This window comes from Chryseobacterium sp. RR2-3-20 (genome assembly GCF_017808115.1).
Classification (GTDB): domain Bacteria; phylum Bacteroidota; class Bacteroidia; order Flavobacteriales; family Weeksellaceae; genus Chryseobacterium; species Chryseobacterium oryzae.
Genome location: NZ_JADQBD010000062.1, coordinates 1 through 16,814, shown reverse-complemented (window position 1 = coordinate 16,814; position 16,814 = coordinate 1). Strand labels below are relative to the sequence as shown.

Sequence of the window (16,814 nt, the reverse complement as noted above, 5' to 3'; positions counted from 1 at the left end):
TGTCCCAAAATGTGCTGAAAAACTGAATAAATTCATATCTAATTGTTTGATTACTACAAATATACAAAAGTTATGATAAATTACGGATATTCATAAAAAAATAGTTGAGGTTAAAAATTAAATTCATAAAATAAGTTAAATTTTATTATTAAATATTTAACAATATTTTAAAAACAAAAGAGAGTAAATAAAAATATTTACTCTCAATACCATTCAAATATAATATATGAAAACTAAAAAAAACTAATTTCTTACTAAACTTCCTCGGAATCCGGAACTTCTTCCCTCGCCACGGTTATTATTTTCCTGTCTTGGTATGCTGTTCTGAATTCTTGGACTTGAATTTTCCATTCTCGGCTGGTTTCTAAATCCTCCGTTGTCTCTCGGAGTGATAACCTGAGGTCTGGGAGATTCAAAATTTCTAGGTTGGTTATTTCTGAAACCACCATTATCTCTTGGAGTAATTACTTGTGGACTTGATGCATTGGGCGTAGTTGGCTGATTATTTCTAAAACCGCCATTGTCTCTTCCTCCAAATCCGGAATTTCCTCTCGTTCCCATATCCGGATTTCTAAAACCGGAATTGGATCTTGTATTTCCAGTATCGTTTCGGAATCCTGAATTTCCATTCGAAGTGCCATTTCTAAAGCCAGAATTTCTTACAACATTCAGTGTAGGATTATCATTTCTAAAACTGTTTCTATCTACTCTGTAAACATTAATATTTACGTTTCTATATCTCGGCATCACCCGAAATCTCGGAACATAATAAGTTCTTCGGTAATTCTGGAAATAAGCAATAGGATTGTAACCATTATAATATCTGTTTTGGAAAACTACAAATACTCTTAGTCCTAAAATTCTTTCCATTGCATAAAACCTGTCATAATACCATCTGTCCGGATTGTATCGGTAAAAATTATCCCAAGCTGCAAAATTAGAATAGAGATTATTCAGGTATAAAATCTGATCTATTTGCCAACGGTTGAGTCTCTGCTGTACAAAAAAACGATTCCAATCTATATTATAGATACTTTGTCGGTAATCATTATAATAACTTTGGTAATAATCCTGAGGATAATAATCTTGCGGATAATTGTAATAGTAATCGTCTGGGAACAAATTTCGGTCATCTTCGTCACTATAATAATCATCATTACTTCCGTAATAACCATTGTTGCCCCATCCGTTATTTGGATATTGCTGCGCAAAAGCAAAATATGCTAAGCCGAGCGCTAATCCTATAAATATTTTTTTCATTTCTTAAATAGTTAATTGGTTGTTAAATAAAACTTTCGTTCTTGTCTTTTTGATGAAAATACAAAAAAGAAGTTAAATCTTAAGATTTAACTTCAGGTTTAATTTATTTTAAACATTTGATAATCAATGAAATATTTTTTAGTTTCTTCCGCTGTCATTAATCCATTCTGAAATTTTTTGATTAAATTCTGAATAATTCACAAGAGTATCCAAATTTACGTGCATTCTGTATCGCCAATAGTGAGGAAATACTGCGGGATTATTAATTCTCTCATTGTCTTCAAGAGGATTTACTAGATTATAATCTGTGGCAAAAAATTCCTGAATAGGGAAAATTGCCAACATAGCATCATTATACAAATGCTGTTTCATAATTATTTCAGCTAAATATGGTTCTAAATTTTCAGGAGCTTTGCCGAACTGTCCTAATTGCTCATTAAAATATTTCTGAGTTAATTCCGGATTTTCTTTCCACCATTGTCTTAATGTAGAACTATCGTGCGAAGAAGCGGTTACCACATTCATATAACCAGCATTTTTCGGATTGTAAAACGGAATGCTTTCTGATGGCATTCTTTGTACTTTTAGCGCGATAATGGCTAATTCGTCCATTACTTCAGGGACACACGCCGGAACTAATCCTAAATCTTCTCCGCAAATCAGCATATCTGTTGCATTTAGAATCACAGGAAGTTTCTCCATTGCACTTTGCTTCCATAATTGGTCTTGTCTTTTAAAGAAATAATCCTGATAAAGCTCATAAATAGAAGATTTTTCCCAATCGGTAAGGTAATAATAAGATTCTGTTCGGAATGCATTAAATCTTGGATGATAAACCTTTTCTCCATTTTTTTCTTCAGTTACAAAAAGAACATTCGCACAAAGTGTTATCAGATTTTCAGAAAAATCATCAGACTTTTCTTTAAAGTAATCTGAAATTTTTCTCTGAGTATTAAATTCTTCCTTGAACCTAAAAGTTCCATCTTCTTTCTTTTCTAAGAATTCGAGGGCTTTTTCGGTTTCATTTCCGAAATATTTCCTTACAATTTCTTCATTGATGAATGGTGTACAATATCTTTCAAAATTAAAAGGGATATGACGGATGCTGAATTCTTCTGTTGTTACAGGAACTGCGGGATAAAAATATCCTAAAATGCCTTGTGTAGCAGAAATTGGCATTCTCCAGATTCGGAAAAACCCTAGAATATGGTCTATTCGCATTGCATCAAAATACTGCTCTAATGCTTTGAAACGGTTTTTCCACCATTGGTATTGGTCTGCTTTCATAGCTTCCCAATTATAAGTTGGGAACTCCCAGTTTTGTCCGATTTCTGTAAATTGATCTGGTGGTGCTCCTGCCTGAAAATTCATCCCGAAAAGTTCAGGTTCTGTCCAAGCTTCAACAGAATATCTGTAAATACCAATGGGTAAATCACCTTTTAATGAAACTCCTACGGAATGGATATATTGCAGAGCCTCCTTTAACTGCTGATGAAGCTGATACTGAACCCAGGAATGCAGCATTGCTTCTTCGTAATCTTTATTTTTTGGATTGAAAAATGGAGCAATTTTTCCTGCAATATATTTTTTGTGAGTTTTCCAGTGATTGAAATTTGGGGTTTTATTTTTATCTCTCAATACACAGAAAGCTGAGTAAGGAAGAAGCCAACGTTCATTGTCTTTAAGGAATTTTTTAAAGTTTCTGTCTTTAAAAATATTCTCTTTTTCAGATTGAAAAACGGCTTTCAGAAATTTCCATTTACCTGCAATCATTTTTTCGTAATCGATAAGATCCAGCGAATTTAAGTAAGCTTTTTCTTTTAGAAAATCGTTTTCTAAATGTTGAGGAATCTTATAATCAAGATTTTCAAGAGAAATGTACTGTGGATGTAACGCATACACAGAAATCGCGGCATATGGATAAGAATCTGTCCAAGTGTAATTTGCAGTGGTATCATTAATGGGTAAAACCTGAATAATTCCCATTGAGGTTTTCTGTGCCCATTCTGCAAGTTGTTTCAAATCTGAAAATTCACCGACTCCAAAACCGTTTTCAGAGCGTAAAGAAAAAACGGGAACTGCAACTCCTGCAGCATGATACATATATTGAGATTTGAATTTGAAATAATGGTCATTCATTATTTGCAGCACTTCCTTTTGGCTGTTTGGGAAAGCCGATCGGTTACTGCCTGTTTCTATATCGATTATTTTTTGAAGTTTGTTATCGAAAACCGAATATTTATATTCTATGATATTGTTTTCAGGAATTTCTACGGCAGCTTCCCAAGTTCCTGCATCAGTTTGTACCATGCGAACTGCTTTGTCATAGTTCCATCCGCCTAAAGATGGTATATTGCCAATAATTGCTATTTCCCAATCGGGGTTATAAAGTGGAGCTTCAATTTTAAAGAGATGCGTATGTTTTTTTAAAATAGAAACCTTTTTAAAAGATAGGTTTCTGAGCTTATTCTTTAATATTTTGTTGTTAAGATAATTTTCGGGAAGATTCTTAGAATTCCACTCATCAAAAATTGCAAATTCTTTATAATTGTGAGAGAAGTTCAGAAGATGATTCACAGGTTCTTTTCTTAAAATATTCCCTTCATTATCTGCGATATGATAGTAATATTCTATGTTTTTAGAAAAAAAATCTATTTCAACTTTCCAAGCTCCGTTGCCTGTATGAAACATTTTATGGCTTCTTGGTGATAGATTTTTTTCTAAGAGGATGAGTTCTAAATTTTCACCCGGTTTTGTATAATAGATTATATTGAAATATAATTTCATCTCATATTTTTTTTAAAAATACGGTTAAAATTTTGAAAATTAATACGTAACCAAATCAAATTTTCATTAAAAAACCTCTTCTGTAATGGAAGAGGTGGAGATTTTTAATATTTTTCAGAAAATTATTTTGTTACTAATATTTTTTTGGACAATAAAACTTTACCTTTTTCATCGTTAATATTTACTAAATAAGCTCCTGTTGGAACATTTCTTAAGTTAATCTGCTGAGAAAGATTTCCGCCTTTTAAAAACAAGTTTGTATTAAAAATTACTTTTCCGGAAGCATCCAAAACTGCTAATTTAATATTTCCCTGAATATTTTTGTCATTCACATTCACGGTAAAAGACTGATCTTCTATTTTAGTAGGAAAAACATCAATATTTGCCATTACTTGCGTTGCTGTAACTCTGTCGTTTACAAAATATCTGCTTGCCAAATCGTAAATATGAAGGTTTTGCTCACCGGGAAGTTGCTTTGCTTCAAGGTTTTTTAAACTTAATTCGTATAAGGGTGTTCCTTTTGCACTGGCAATTACAATATTCCCTTTTGCATTTACGGCCGCTCCGTTTACCGAATAATTTTCGGGTAAGCCGCTTATTTTTCCGATAAATTTTGCCGTTAATTCTTTGGGTGAAATTTTAAAAATGTTTCCTGATACAGAAAATACATAAAAATTGTTGTCTGCATCGGCAATCATGTCTCCTCCGAAGCCGCTTTCTATCGCAGTAAAAGAATTTTTACCGTTTGAAACATCATCTTTAATAATTCCCAGATCTTTTACAGAATATTCTCCATTCTTTTTGCTTATCTGAATAAATTGTGTTCCAGCATTATTAATCGCATAAATATTTCCATCATATCCCGTAGCCATTCTGGTAATATGCGAATTAATATCGCATGGAGTTACTTTTGCAACAGAATTTTCTATTAAAGTAATTTCTTTTGTGTTTTGGTTTAAAATATACACATTGGACGAAAACATAGGCATGTAGACCAGACTGTTCCCGGATAAATCGTATGCCAATGCAGCTAAATTTGTTGCCTGAGCATTGTGATAGGAGTTTTTATCTTCCGTTACAGCCGATTTTTTCGATTGAGAAATTACATTGGTAGAAGTTGTAGATTCTAAAAGAATCTTTCCTGAAGTACCATCTTCATTCATTGCACGAAAATCATTGAATTCAATTCTAGGAGAATCTTTGCCGGTAAGTGCAAAAAAATCTTGTTGTGCGCTTACAGAATGTGCTGCAAAAATGAAGAGGATAGGGAGTAAATGTTTTTTCATAATTAATTTGTTTTATGTATAAATGTTTTAATATGACTAAGTTACATTTTTTTTGAATTGAATGAAATAAAATGAAAAATTAAATTGAAAGTTGTTTTAAGATTAATTCTCAAAGATTTTAAATAAAAAAGCATTCAAAATAAATGAATGCTTTTTTAAAATTATTTAATGAAACCTCTGTTTCTTAAAAGTGGTTTAATGTCTGGATCGTGCCCAGTAAAATCTCGAAATGCCTGGTTAAGATCTACCGAGTTTCCTACAGAAAGAATATATTTTCTGAAACGGTCTCCGTTTTCACGGGTGAGGCCGCCATTATTTTCTATCCATTCCCAAGCATCACTGTCTAAAGTTTCAGACCATAGATAAGCATAATATCCTGCAGAATACCCGCCGCCCCAAATATGAGCGAAATAAGGACTGTGATATCTAGGCGGAACCGTAGATAGAGTAAATCCGTTCTTTGCCAAAGATTGTTTTTCAAAATCCAAAACAGGAATGAGCTGGTTTTCACCAGTTACCGTATGCCAATCCATATCCAGTTCTGCCGCAGAAACCAATTCAGTAGTCATATATCCTTGGTTGAAAGTTGCCGCTTTCTTTATTTTATCCACAAGAGTTTGTGGTATTGGTTTTTTAGTTTCGTAATGAAGCGCATAATTTTTCAGTACCGTAGGATTTAAAGCCCAATGCTCATTAATCTGTGATGGAAATTCAACAAAATCACGCGGTACATTCGTTCCGGAAAGAGAAGGATATTTTTGGCTTGCAAACATGCCATGAATAGAGTGCCCAAACTCATGGAAGATAGTTTCTACATCATCAAAACTAATTAAAGAAGGCTTTCCTGCGGCGGGTTTCTGGTAATTATAGCAATTTACAATTACAGGTTTGGTTCCCAAAAGATAAGACTGTTCCACAAAATTGCTCATCCATGCTCCGCCATTTTTAGAATCTCTTGTATAAAAATCCAGATAATAGATAGCTAAGGATTTCCCATCATGATCGAACACTTCATAAGTTACCACATCGGGGTGATAAACCGGTAGATCTGTTCTTTTTTTGAAGGTAAGACCGTAAAATTTTTCTGCAGCAAAGAATACACCTTTTTCCAAAACAGTGGTAATTTCAAAATAAGGTTTAATTTCGCTTTCATCAAGATCGAATTTTGCTTTTCTTACCTGTTCAGCGTAATAATTCCAATCCCAAGGTTCTAGCTTGAAACCTCCTTTTTGCTGATCGATTAAATCCTGAATGTCTTTAGCTTCGCGTTTTGCCGTTTCTACAGCAGGGATAGCCAATTGGTTCATAAGTTTGGATGCAGCTTCGGGAGTTTTTGCCATTTGATCCTGAAGTTTCCACTCTGCAAAACTTTTTTTACCTAAAACCTGTGCTTTTTTCAGTCTTAGTGCAGCTAAATTTTCGATGGTTTCTCTTGTGTCGTTGCCGTCGTTTTTCTCGGCTCTCGTCCAAGAAGCCTTAAAGAGCTTTTCTCTTGTAGCTCTGTTTTTAAGATTTTGAAGAAGAGGTTGCTGCGTTGTATTTTGCAATGCCAACAAATATTGTCCTTCTTTTCCTGCATTTTTAGCATCATTTGCAGCGGCAGCAATTTCGTCGGCAGTAAGTCCGTCCAGTTCTTTTGCGTCAGAAAAAAATACTCCGCCCTGTCTTCTTGCTTCAAGTAATTTATTAGAATATTGTGTGGAAAGAGAAGCTAATTCCTGATTGATTTGTTTGAGTTTTTCTTTATCTGAAACCGATAAATTAGCTCCCGCAATTTCAAAATTTTGTTTGTAGAATTGCAGTAATTTTTTGCTTTCAGCATCTAAACCGTTTTCTGAAATCGACTTTATTCGCTGATAAAGCTTTTCATTCAGGTACATTTTATCAGAATGAGCTGCAAAAATGGGAGCATATTCTTCATCCAAAGCCTGAAGAGTAGGGTTGGTATTGGCTCCGGTTAGATTAGAAAAAATAATGATGGCTCTTTTCAGAACTTCGCCACTTTTCTCAAGAGCTACCAATGTATTCTCAAAAGTAGCTTTTTCGGGATTGTTGGCGATTTTTAAAATTTCGGCATCGTGTTGCTTCAAGCCAAATTCAAAAGCAGTTTTAAAATGCTCGTTTTTAATTTTGTCGAATTCCGGAGCTTCATATTGCAGTTTGCTCTTCTTCATTAATGGATTGGATGAAAGAGAAGCATCGGGAACAGGAATTTCCTTTTGGATGTCTTGTGTTTTCATTGTTGTACATGAATAATTGAATGCTAATGCTGCCATCAGCAATACAGATGAGACGTTTTTAATATACATTGAATAAGTTTTTTCAAAAAAATAATCTAAATCTGATATTTTCAGCCTTCTTTTAACTGCGGATTGTAACAGATTTCCTATTTTAGTTGTTAACAAAGTATAAAGATATTAAAAACTAAACTTTTTAAACATTATATCATGAAATACAGTGCAATTTTACTTTTCTCAGGATTTATTTTACTCTCTTCATGCAAAAAGAACGACAGTAAAGAAAAAGAATCAGATTGGCTTCCCAATGTAACCCGTTCGGATCATGGACCTTCAAAAACAAAAGAATATACTGGTGATTTTGATGAAATTGAAATTTCCCAAGCTATAGAAGCCGAAATTATTAAATCTGATGTGGAAAAAGTGGTGATTTCTGCACCGGAAAATATTATTAATGAAATTTTGGTTGAAAATGATGGAAAGGAGCTCTATATTCATTACAAAAAAGGATTTAGGGTAATTAATAATACCAAAGTTAAGGCGAAAATTTATGCAAGAGATTTCTCTAAGCTGGAAGCTAATTCTGCAGCAACTATTGTGGTTAGAGATCAGTTTACACAGGATAAAACAGATTTGGAGATTTCCAGCAGCGGACATATTTCCGGAAAGCTAGAAGCCAACGAATTTAAAATTGATGCAGGAAGCAGCGGAAGTTTTAAAGGTAATATCTGGGCTGTTAATCTTGAAGTAGAAACGTCTTCTTCGGCTACAGTAGAACTGTCGGGTAAAGCAAAAACTGCTACGCTAAAAGCTTCTTCGGGAAGTGATATTTCTGCGAAAAATCTATTGGCAGATTTGGTGAAAGGAGAGTCTTCCAGCGGAGCAAACATAGAAGTTGGAGTGGTTTCTCAGTTTGAAGGAAGTGCATCTTCCGGCGGAAGTTTGAAAGGCATAAAGAAAGGAAATGTAAATGTAGTTTCTAAAGATGAAAGCAGTGGCGGAAGCGTAAGTCTTCAATAAATTAAGTGTTTTCTTTTTCTTCATGGTTAGAAGACAATGTTTCCCAATCTTTATGTTCGAAATTCAAGTTGTCGAAAGCTAATAAATCCTCCTCTCTCTGGAGGATTTCTTTTGTGGTAAAGAGATGCATATCTTCGTCTTTGTTTGTTTTCGCCAGTTTTCTTACAGAATCTTTATCAATCGCCATAAATCTCTGTCCTAATCTTCTTGCGGCATATTTTCTCATTCCGGTTTCATGCAAAACATCAACCGCCATATCAACCGCTGTTCCTAAAGTTTCCCGGTAAATATTATCAATTCCCTGGTCAAGATAAGCATACGCATCAATTCTGTTTTTTGCCCGAACAAATATTTTTACATCGGGATACTGTTCTCGCACAAATTCTGCAATAAATTTATTATCATCAGGATCATCAAGACATACTACCAGAACTTCGGCATCTTCAATTCCTGCGGCTCTAAGTACGGGTAGTCGAGTGGCGTCGCCATAATACACTTTAAAACCGTAGCTTCTCAATAGTTTTACACGATCCGAATCTCTGTCTAAAACAGTTGCGGAAATTTTGTTGGCTTTTAAAAGTCTTCCCACCGTACTTCCGAAATGTCCGAAACCAACAATGATAATTTTTTTCTGAACAATATTTTTATCAAGAATATTAAAATCGGAATCTGTATTTGGGATTTCTTTTATAAATTTTGGAGTGATTAATTTTTCGTTGATGATGAGCAGAATGGGAGTAATACACATGGTAATTGCTGTAACTGCCATCATTTGTGCATTAATTTCCGGAGTGAAAAGGTAAAGATCGGATGCATAATTAATCAATACAAAAGCAAATTCTCCAACCTGAGATAAGGCAAAGGCGTAAAAAAGACTCTGAGGATTATCAAGCTTAAAAAACTTTCCGATAGCAAATAAAACAAGAAACTTTACTGCCAAAACCACAAAAACAATGCTGAAAATAAGCACAGGATCTCGCTGAATGACATTAAAATTCATTGTAGAACCTACACTCACAAAAAATACGGCAAGCAATAAACCTTTAAAAGGATCGATCTGTGCTTCCAGTTCATGACGAAATTCACTGTTGGCTAACATGACTCCTGCGAGAAAAGCTCCCAAAGCGGGAGATAAACCAATGGCAACCATCAATTCTGATACTCCGATTACCAAAAATAAAGAAGACGCGGTTAGTAATTCTGTCATTCCGGCTTTAGAAACGTATCTTAAAAATGGAACAAAAACGTATCTTCCCAGTAAAATTAAAATAACAACCCCGAAAATTACCGTTCCTGCCTGAAGCCATTCAGGAAGTTTTTGGATAAGAATCTGAACTTCATTATCGTGATGTCTTGCTTTGTAATTTGCAATTAATGGCAAAATTGCCAAAATAGGAATTACAGCAATATCCTGAAACAATAGTGTAGAAAACGAAGCTTCTCCTGCCAGAGTTTTAAGATTGTTTTTTTCCTGAAGAGTCTGCAGTACAATTGCGGTGGAAGAAAGTGCAAAACACATGGCGATAGCAATAGATTTATCTACTTTCCATCCTGCCAAAACAAAAATGGCAAAAAGAATAGATATGGTTAAAACCATCTGTGTAAGACCTAATCCGAAAATTTTCTTTCGCATTTCCCAAAACTTTCTGGGTTCTAGCTCCAGCCCAACTAAAAAAAGCAGCATGATTACTCCAAATTCGCTGGCGTGCATAATGTCGTTTACATCATTTCCGGTAAGTTTCAGTACGTAGGGACCAATGATAATTCCACCTAAAATATATCCAATAACAGAACTCAAACCCAATTTTCTAGCTAACGGAACCATAATAATGGCAACGCCTAAGAATAAAAGAGTGTTCATGGCTAAAGTGGTTTCCATACTATTGGTTTAAAGTGTCTACAAATTTCTTTTTCTGTAAAATAATTTCTTTTTTAGATAATTTATGGGCTTCGTAAACCACTGTAATATCTTTTACGTTGGCTTTAAAAACATTCAGGGAAACAATAAGTCCGCTGATGATTTCATCTATGGTATATTTATAGGTTCCGTTTTTTGAGAACGATCTTTCTTTTCCGCCGGTGGTTACTACAATATAAATATCTTTGTTTTCTAAAGGATTTATTTCTTCTCCAGCGAGCCAATTACGATCCAAAACTTCATCGATCCACAATTTTAAAAGTGGAGGTATGCCAAACCAAATAATAGGAAACTGAAAAATAAAACGGTCATATTGCTGAAGTCTTTTCCGTTCTCTGAAAGCAGCAATATGAAAATCAGGATATTCTTCATACAAATCCCTAAGAGTAAAATGCTGGTGTCGAACGTAGAAATTGATGAGTTCTACATTTGAGTTAGAATGTTCAAGATAAGGATGAGCAAAAACCACCAGCGTTTTTTTCATAAAACCCGTTTTTCGTAAATATAAAGAAAATTGCGTGAAATATGAATTGCTGTGGGAATATTAATTAAATTTTAATACTGAAATCTGGAAAAGATTTAAAATTATTTTTATTTCGAATATTAAAATTGGATAATTTTTGAACTTGTACTATAAGAGATTTAAAAATTACCATCCGCCCGAAGCACCACCGCCGCCAAAACTTCCGCCGCCGCCGAATCCTCCAAAGCCACCGCCTCCAGAATTGCCTCCACCGAAACTACCTCCGCCAAAACTTCCGGGAAAAGGAAAAAATCCGCCGGGATAATTTCTTCTGCCTCTTCTGCTTAGAGTAATGTCTCCATCATCATCGTTGCCACCGCCTTTGCTCATGATAATAATTAGAATGATGAAAATAATAAATGCAATAATAATCAGTTTCTCTTCACTGGAATTATTGCTCTTATGTTTTTTTTCTAAAGGTTTGAATTTTCCCTGAACGGCTTCCATAATTGCCGATGTTCCACCATTAATCCCTTCATACCATTTTCCTTTTTTGAATTCTGGAGTAACAATATAATCTATGATCTGACCGGCAACTGAAGCTGTAAGATAGGGTTCCACAGCACGGCCTTGCTGTATAGAGATGGTTCTGTCATCTTTAGCAATCATAAAAACTACACCATTGTCTACGTCTTTTTGCCCGATTCCCCATTTTTCGCCGAATCTGGCTGCAAGAAAGTTAATGTCTTCCCCATTAGTAGTCGGAATTATGATAACCTCTATCTCGGTAGAAGTAGAGTCTGCAAACTGGATGAGTTTATTGTTAAGATCGTCTTTTTCTTTTTGTGTAAGAAGGTTTGTTTCGTCGTAGATAGGGTATAAAACCGCTGGTTTTTCGGGAATTGTGTACTGTGCTGAAATAGTGTTACAACAGCAGATTACTAGAAAAAGTAGAAAAGTTTTAAGAGAATGTAATCTCATCTGGTAGTTCGTTGATGTTTTTTCCTTTTGATGGAAAATGTTTTTTCAGTTCTATTCCTGTTTTTAGAATAGCACTTTTTAAAGCCGGATAAAAATTTTTTTTAGCAAATTCGGAGGTAATATAATCGTGTAAATGATCCCAAAACGATTGATGTACTTTTTCATGAATCCCCGTATCACCAATAATGGTAAGGTATTTCTGTTCAAAGTTAACGTGAAAAAGCACAGCATTTTTTTCAGTGGTCTTGTCACGACAAAGAGTTTTGAAAACTTCAAAAGCTTTTTCGGCGATTTTTTCATCAGTTGTAGAATCTATATGTACACGTATTTCTCCGGTAGAAAGACTTTCTGCCGACTGAATAGCTTCCACAAGGGAAGCTATTTGTTGGTCTGTTAAAAAACGATTCATTATTATTCTGTGAAAACGCTTGGTGCATTTTCTGCTCCCGCCTGAGCTTTAAATAAAGGTTTTTCTTTAAAATTCGTAAAATTTGCCAAAATATTATTCGGAAACTGTTTAATGGCGATGTTGTAATCTTTTGCTGCATCGTTATAATTCACGGTTTCTACTCTAATGCTATTTTCTATAGCAATATACTCTCTTTGGAAATTAATGTATTGCTGGTCTGCTTTTAAGTTAGGATAAGATTCTACAACAGCCATCAATCGGCTTAATGCACCCGTTAGTTCTCCTTGTGCTGCCTGAAATTTCGCCATATCTTCTTCGGTTAAATTTGAAGGATTGATGTTGATAGATGTTGCTTTCGAACGTGCCTCTACCACTTTTGTTAAAGTTTCCTGTTCAAATTTAGAATACGATTTTACTGTTCTTTCCAGATTGGGAATTAGATTGGCTCTTTTCTGATAAACGGTTTGGATATTAGACCATTTTGCGTCTACCGTTTGCTCCTTGTCTACAAAATTATTGTAACCATTTTTAGCCCATAATCCTCCGATTAATAAGATAACTATAATTACAACTCCGATAATTATTGCGCTAATGCAACCTTTATTTTTCATAGTTTAAAATTTTTAATGCTTTTTGTGCTACTCAAATATACAAATTAAGTGCTAATTTTGCGTAAAAATTAATAAATGACAACAATTGTGGTTGCAATGGGAGAAAATAATGAAATTGGTTCTGATAATCAGTTGTTATGGCATCTTCCAAAAGATTTAAAACATTTTAAAGATTTAACTTCAGGTCATCCCATCATTATGGGTAGAAAAACCTACGAAAGTATAGGTAAAGCACTTCCTAACCGTACCAATATTGTTGTTTCCAGAAAAAAAGACTGGTTTGAGGAAGGAATTTTAATTGTGGGAAGCATTAAAGAAGCCGTTAAATTTGCCAAAAAAATAGACGAAGATATTTTCATTATCGGTGGTGGTAATATCTACGAGCAGACAATAGATATTGCCGATAGATTGGAAGTAACTTTAGTAAAAGCAAGTCTTAAAGCAGATACGTTTTTTCCTTCAATTGATGCTAAAATATGGGTGAAAACCGATGAGATTTGTCATGAGAAAGATGAAAAAAATCAATACGACTTCTGTTTTCAAACCTACGAAAGAGTTGAAATGAAATAGTTGGAAGAATTCTAAGCTTCAACATTTAGCTTCTAACCGCTAAATGTTTTATCTTTGCACTTCTTAAAATTTAATCATGAACAAAAACATAAAAATAGCAATAGCAGCACTTCTTATTTTGGGAGGTCTTTACATGATGTTTTATACCAGAAGTTTGGGATGGGGAATTGTTGTATTTATCCTTTCTGCTTTTCCTATTTTCCTTTATTTCAAAAATGAAAATATCTTACTTGCTTTCTGGCAATTGAGAAAACAGAATATGGAGAAAGCTTCCAAATTTTTAAATAATATTAAAAATTATAAGACAGAACTTCATAAAAACCAGTATGGGTATTATCATTATCTTCAAGGTTTGGTTTTGGCACAAGATCACCCTACAAAAGTAGAACCGTTGATGAGAAAGGCTTTGGAATATGGGTTGAATATGAAACACGACCGTGCAATGGCTACGCTTAATCTTGCAGCCGGAGCAATTTCTAAAGGTAGAAAACAGGAAGGGCAAAAACTTTTGGAGGAAGCGAAGAGATTAGATTCTGCAGGAATGATGACCGACCAGATTAAAATGCTGAAGGATCAGCTGAAAATGCCAACTATGCAGAAGCATATGCACAACCCGAATATGAGAAACAGAGGTAAATTCTTTTAACAGAAAAAGATTTTATAATACAAAAAACGGCATCATTTGTTTGATGCCGTTTTTATTTTTTTAATCAGTTTTTACATTTCAGAATTATTTTCATATCCGTAAAACTTTGGGATCTGCCAATGGTACTTTACGGCAAAAGTTCGGATGGCAACGATGAGTAATATGGTGAAAATCTGTATAAAGGTGTAAGAAAGCATGGTGAAATTGGTGAGTAGCAAAAATGCTGAACCTCCAATTATACACGCACTGGCATAAATTTCTTTACGGAATATTAAAGGAATTCTGTTGAGCAGAATATCGCGGATAATTCCTCCAAAACACCCGGTTATGGTTCCTAAACCAATGCAGATTATTGGATGAATTCCTGCATTAAGACCTTTTTGAACTCCAATTATGGTAAATAATCCCAAGCCGAAACTATCGAAAATAAACAAGGTTACTTTAAAGTTCTTTTCCATAGATTTGAAAACCATAGCAAAAATACTGGTTTCTAAAATCAGTCCGCACGTTAGCAAATCGCGCATCCAGAAAACCGGAATGCCCAACAGTAAATCTCTAACAGTTCCACCGCCAACAGAGGTAATAAAGGCAATAATAAGAACCCCGAAAGGATCCAGCCTTTTCTGCATTGCAGCAAAACTTCCCGACATCGCAAAAGAGATCGTTCCAAGAATTTCTATAATCAGATTGAAGTTTTCGTGCATTCTGAAAGCTGTTTATGAAGTTTTTTCGCTGAATTTTCAGCTTTTAATTCAGTGGAGAATATTTTAAGTTGTTTATTTTTCAATTCTTACGGCTTCGGGAACCAAAAGTTCGTACTCTCCGTTATGATTAATGATTTCTCTTACAATACTGCTGCTGATAAATGATTTTCCTGATGAGGTTAAAAGGAAAACGGTTTCCAGTTTTTTGTGTGCCAAAGTTCTGTTGGTATGTGCAATGGCTTTTTCAAACTCGAAATCTGCAGGATTTCTAAGTCCGCGAATAATGTATTGAGCATTTTTTTCGAAGCAATAATCTACGGTAAGACCTTCAAAAAAATCTACTTCAACATTCGGGAACTCAGCAACAGAATTTCTAATGAATTCCATTCTTTTTTCCAGAGGAAACATGTATTTTTTCTGAGAATTTTGTCCTATTGCAATAATTAATTTGTCGAAAAGAGGAGCTGCTCTTTCAATAATGTCATAATGTCCTAACGTAATCGGATCAAATGATCCTGGGAAAACAGCAATTTTCATGCGTAAGAGTTTTAAGTTTCGGGTTTAAATTTCAGCTGAAAGCAACCAAATTTAACCTCTAATTCTAACTTATGTAATTATTATTTATTTAAAGCTTTCTCCACTTCATTACCGCAGAGATCTTTAATAGAAATTCCGTAAATTTTGGCTTGTTGCGGAAGAATACTTGCGGGAGAAAATCCAGGATTGGTATTCATTTCGAGCATGTAGGGTATTCCGTCCATCAAAATAAATTCACTTCTGGAAAAACCGCTCATACCGAGAGAATTGTATGCTTTTTTAGCAATTTCTTCGATACGGATTTTGGTTTCGTTGTCTATTCTTGCGGGCGTAATTTCTTCGGAAGCTCCTTCATATTTAGCTTCATAATCGAAAAATTCATTTTTAGGAACAATCTCTGTAATTCCAAGAACAATAGTTTCTCCTTTGAAATCTATAACGCCTACCGAAACTTCCATCCCGTTTAAGAAACTTTCAATTAAAATTTCATCATCTTCTTTGAAGGCAATTTCTGTAGCAGCAAGGAGTTCAGATTTTTCTTTAACCTTAGATATTCCTAATGAAGAGCCAGATTGGTTAGGCTTAACAAAAAGTGGTAACCCTAGATTTTCTGTAATTTCTTCAACATTAATTTCTTCGCCTTTTCTAAGATAAATACTTTTTGCAGAAGGAATTCCGTACTTAGAAAGAACTGCCAATGTATCTTTTTTATTGAATGTTAAAGCACTTTGATAGAAGTTGCATCCCGTATATTTTTGTCCGATAGCATCCCAATATGCCTGTAAAATTCCGTTTTCTCCAGGACTTCCGTGGATGATATTAAAGCATACATCAAATTTCAGATTCGTATTACCGTCTATATTTACAGAAAAATCTCCTTTGTTAATAGTTTTTTTCTCATTATTTTCATCTAAGAAATACCATTCATCCTTTAGAATAACTACTTTATAGACATCATACAACTCACGGTCTAAAGAATCGTAAATTAACTGTCCGCTTTTAAGAGAAACTTTATATTCGTCAGAATAACCGCCCATCACTACGGCGACTTGCTTTTTACTCATATCAAAATTGTCAATAAAGGCAAATTTAAACAAATTATGTTTGGTAAGATGTAATTTTTTCATTTTTAAAATCTAAAATGGTTCTAAAAAAGAAAGGATAGGTTTTAAATTTTGAATTTTAATTTGTAAGCGGATATTTGCCTTTTCCACGAAGATTTTTATTGCAGATTTTGGTTGGGAAGCTAAAATATGTTTTCAGAATATTTTCAGATTTCGATTATTAATTTTATGAATATCCGTAATTTATCATAACTTTTGTATATTTGTAGTAATCAAACAATTAGATATGAATTTATTCAGTTTTTCAGCACATTTTGGGAC

15 protein-coding genes are annotated in these 16,814 nt (G+C 34.2%); 3 read left to right on the top strand and 12 right to left on the bottom strand.

Features of this window, described 5'->3' with window-relative positions:
* Window positions 1-243: 243 nt before the first annotated feature.
* From IV513_RS12470 to IV513_RS12455, 4 genes are all read right to left on the bottom strand, one after another.
* Entirely contained in the window at window positions 244-1,260 is a 1,017-nt protein-coding gene (locus tag IV513_RS12470; RefSeq protein ID WP_209390893.1) for a hypothetical protein, read from the bottom strand.
* A 138-nt stretch (window positions 1,261-1,398) separates the two neighbouring features.
* Complete coding sequence (locus IV513_RS12465; RefSeq protein WP_209390892.1) at window positions 1,399-4,047, bottom strand: 4-alpha-glucanotransferase; 2,649 nt, start codon at window positions 4,045-4,047, stop codon at window positions 1,399-1,401.
* A gap of 122 nt (window positions 4,048-4,169) precedes the next feature.
* Entirely contained in the window at window positions 4,170-5,333 is a 1,164-nt protein-coding gene (locus IV513_RS12460) for a T9SS type A sorting domain-containing protein (RefSeq protein WP_209390891.1), read from the bottom strand.
* 161 nt (window positions 5,334-5,494) lie between these two features.
* Window positions 5,495-7,636, bottom strand: coding sequence for a M3 family metallopeptidase (locus IV513_RS12455; protein ID WP_209390895.1), 2,142 nt, complete (start codon window positions 7,634-7,636; stop codon window positions 5,495-5,497).
* 144 nt (window positions 7,637-7,780) lie between these two features.
* Between IV513_RS12455 and IV513_RS12450 the strand changes: the two genes are divergently transcribed.
* Complete coding sequence (locus tag IV513_RS12450; protein WP_209390890.1) at window positions 7,781-8,590, top strand: head GIN domain-containing protein; 810 nt, start codon at window positions 7,781-7,783, stop codon at window positions 8,588-8,590.
* A 1-nt stretch (window position 8,591) separates the two neighbouring features.
* On the opposite strand, the gene IV513_RS12445 is transcribed toward IV513_RS12450, so the two are convergent.
* The 5 genes from IV513_RS12445 to IV513_RS12425 form a co-directional block, all read right to left on the bottom strand.
* A complete protein-coding gene (locus tag IV513_RS12445) occupies window positions 8,592-10,469 on the bottom strand; it encodes a monovalent cation:proton antiporter-2 (CPA2) family protein (protein WP_209390889.1) in 1,878 nt (625 codons plus the stop codon).
* 1 nt (window position 10,470) lies between these two features.
* Window positions 10,471-10,992: an NAD(P)H-dependent oxidoreductase gene (locus IV513_RS12440; RefSeq protein WP_209390888.1), complete on the bottom strand. Its 522-nt coding sequence runs from the start codon at window positions 10,990-10,992 to the stop codon at window positions 10,471-10,473.
* Between the two features lie 165 nt (window positions 10,993-11,157).
* On the bottom strand, window positions 11,158-11,952 hold the full coding sequence (locus IV513_RS12435; RefSeq protein ID WP_209390887.1) for a YgcG family protein: 795 nt from the start codon (window positions 11,950-11,952) through the stop codon (window positions 11,158-11,160).
* Window positions 11,933-12,364: a TPM domain-containing protein gene (locus IV513_RS12430; RefSeq protein ID WP_243577713.1), complete on the bottom strand. Its 432-nt coding sequence runs from the start codon at window positions 12,362-12,364 to the stop codon at window positions 11,933-11,935. Before IV513_RS12430 ends, IV513_RS12435 begins: the two co-directional genes overlap by 20 nt.
* A complete protein-coding gene (locus IV513_RS12425; RefSeq protein ID WP_209390885.1) occupies window positions 12,364-12,972 on the bottom strand; it encodes a LemA family protein in 609 nt (202 codons plus the stop codon). Before IV513_RS12425 ends, IV513_RS12430 begins: the two co-directional genes overlap by 1 nt.
* 75 nt (window positions 12,973-13,047) lie before the next feature.
* Between IV513_RS12425 and IV513_RS12420 the strand changes: the two genes are divergently transcribed.
* The gene (locus tag IV513_RS12420; protein WP_209390884.1) at window positions 13,048-13,542 is read left to right on the top strand and encodes a dihydrofolate reductase; all 495 of its coding nucleotides are present in this window, start codon (window positions 13,048-13,050) and stop codon (window positions 13,540-13,542) included.
* A gap of 76 nt (window positions 13,543-13,618) precedes the next feature.
* A complete protein-coding gene (locus IV513_RS12415) occupies window positions 13,619-14,188 on the top strand; it encodes a DUF2892 domain-containing protein (protein ID WP_209390883.1) in 570 nt (189 codons plus the stop codon).
* A gap of 71 nt (window positions 14,189-14,259) precedes the next feature.
* Here the strand turns inward: IV513_RS12415 and IV513_RS12410 are convergent, their stop codons facing one another.
* The 3 genes from IV513_RS12410 to IV513_RS12400 all read right to left on the bottom strand — a co-directional run bounded on the left by IV513_RS12410 (window position 14,260) and on the right by IV513_RS12400 (window position 16,493).
* Window positions 14,260-14,892: a trimeric intracellular cation channel family protein gene (locus IV513_RS12410; protein ID WP_209390882.1), complete on the bottom strand. Its 633-nt coding sequence runs from the start codon at window positions 14,890-14,892 to the stop codon at window positions 14,260-14,262.
* A 72-nt stretch (window positions 14,893-14,964) separates the two neighbouring features.
* Window positions 14,965-15,429, bottom strand: coding sequence for a pantetheine-phosphate adenylyltransferase (gene coaD, locus IV513_RS12405; protein ID WP_209390881.1), 465 nt, complete (start codon window positions 15,427-15,429; stop codon window positions 14,965-14,967).
* 80 nt (window positions 15,430-15,509) lie between these two features.
* Window positions 15,510-16,493, bottom strand: a complete 984-nt coding sequence (locus tag IV513_RS12400; protein ID WP_209390894.1) for a D-alanine--D-alanine ligase — start codon at window positions 16,491-16,493, stop codon at window positions 15,510-15,512.
* Between the last annotated feature and the right edge of the window lie 321 nt (window positions 16,494-16,814).

Coding starts and splice junctions, on each gene's coding strand:
- IV513_RS12470 (WP_209390893.1), bottom strand. CDS start 1,260: ATGAAAAAAATATTTATAGGATTAGCGCTCGGCTTAGCATATTTTGCT.
- IV513_RS12465 (WP_209390892.1), bottom strand. CDS start 4,047: ATGAAATTATATTTCAATATAATCTATTATACAAAACCGGGTGAAAAT.
- IV513_RS12460 (WP_209390891.1), bottom strand. CDS start 5,333: ATGAAAAAACATTTACTCCCTATCCTCTTCATTTTTGCAGCACATTCT.
- IV513_RS12450 (WP_209390890.1), top strand. CDS start 7,781: ATGAAATACAGTGCAATTTTACTTTTCTCAGGATTTATTTTACTCTCT.
- IV513_RS12445 (WP_209390889.1), bottom strand. CDS start 10,469: ATGGAAACCACTTTAGCCATGAACACTCTTTTATTCTTAGGCGTTGCC.
- IV513_RS12440 (WP_209390888.1), bottom strand. CDS start 10,992: ATGAAAAAAACGCTGGTGGTTTTTGCTCATCCTTATCTTGAACATTCT.
- IV513_RS12435 (WP_209390887.1), bottom strand. CDS start 11,952: ATGAGATTACATTCTCTTAAAACTTTTCTACTTTTTCTAGTAATCTGC.
- IV513_RS12425 (WP_209390885.1), bottom strand. CDS start 12,972: ATGAAAAATAAAGGTTGCATTAGCGCAATAATTATCGGAGTTGTAATT.
- IV513_RS12420 (WP_209390884.1), top strand. CDS start 13,048: ATGACAACAATTGTGGTTGCAATGGGAGAAAATAATGAAATTGGTTCT.
- IV513_RS12415 (WP_209390883.1), top strand. CDS start 13,619: ATGAACAAAAACATAAAAATAGCAATAGCAGCACTTCTTATTTTGGGA.
- IV513_RS12410 (WP_209390882.1), bottom strand. CDS start 14,892: ATGCACGAAAACTTCAATCTGATTATAGAAATTCTTGGAACGATCTCT.
- coaD (WP_209390881.1), bottom strand. CDS start 15,429: ATGAAAATTGCTGTTTTCCCAGGATCATTTGATCCGATTACGTTAGGA.
- IV513_RS12400 (WP_209390894.1), bottom strand. CDS start 16,493: ATGAGTAAAAAGCAAGTCGCCGTAGTGATGGGCGGTTATTCTGACGAA.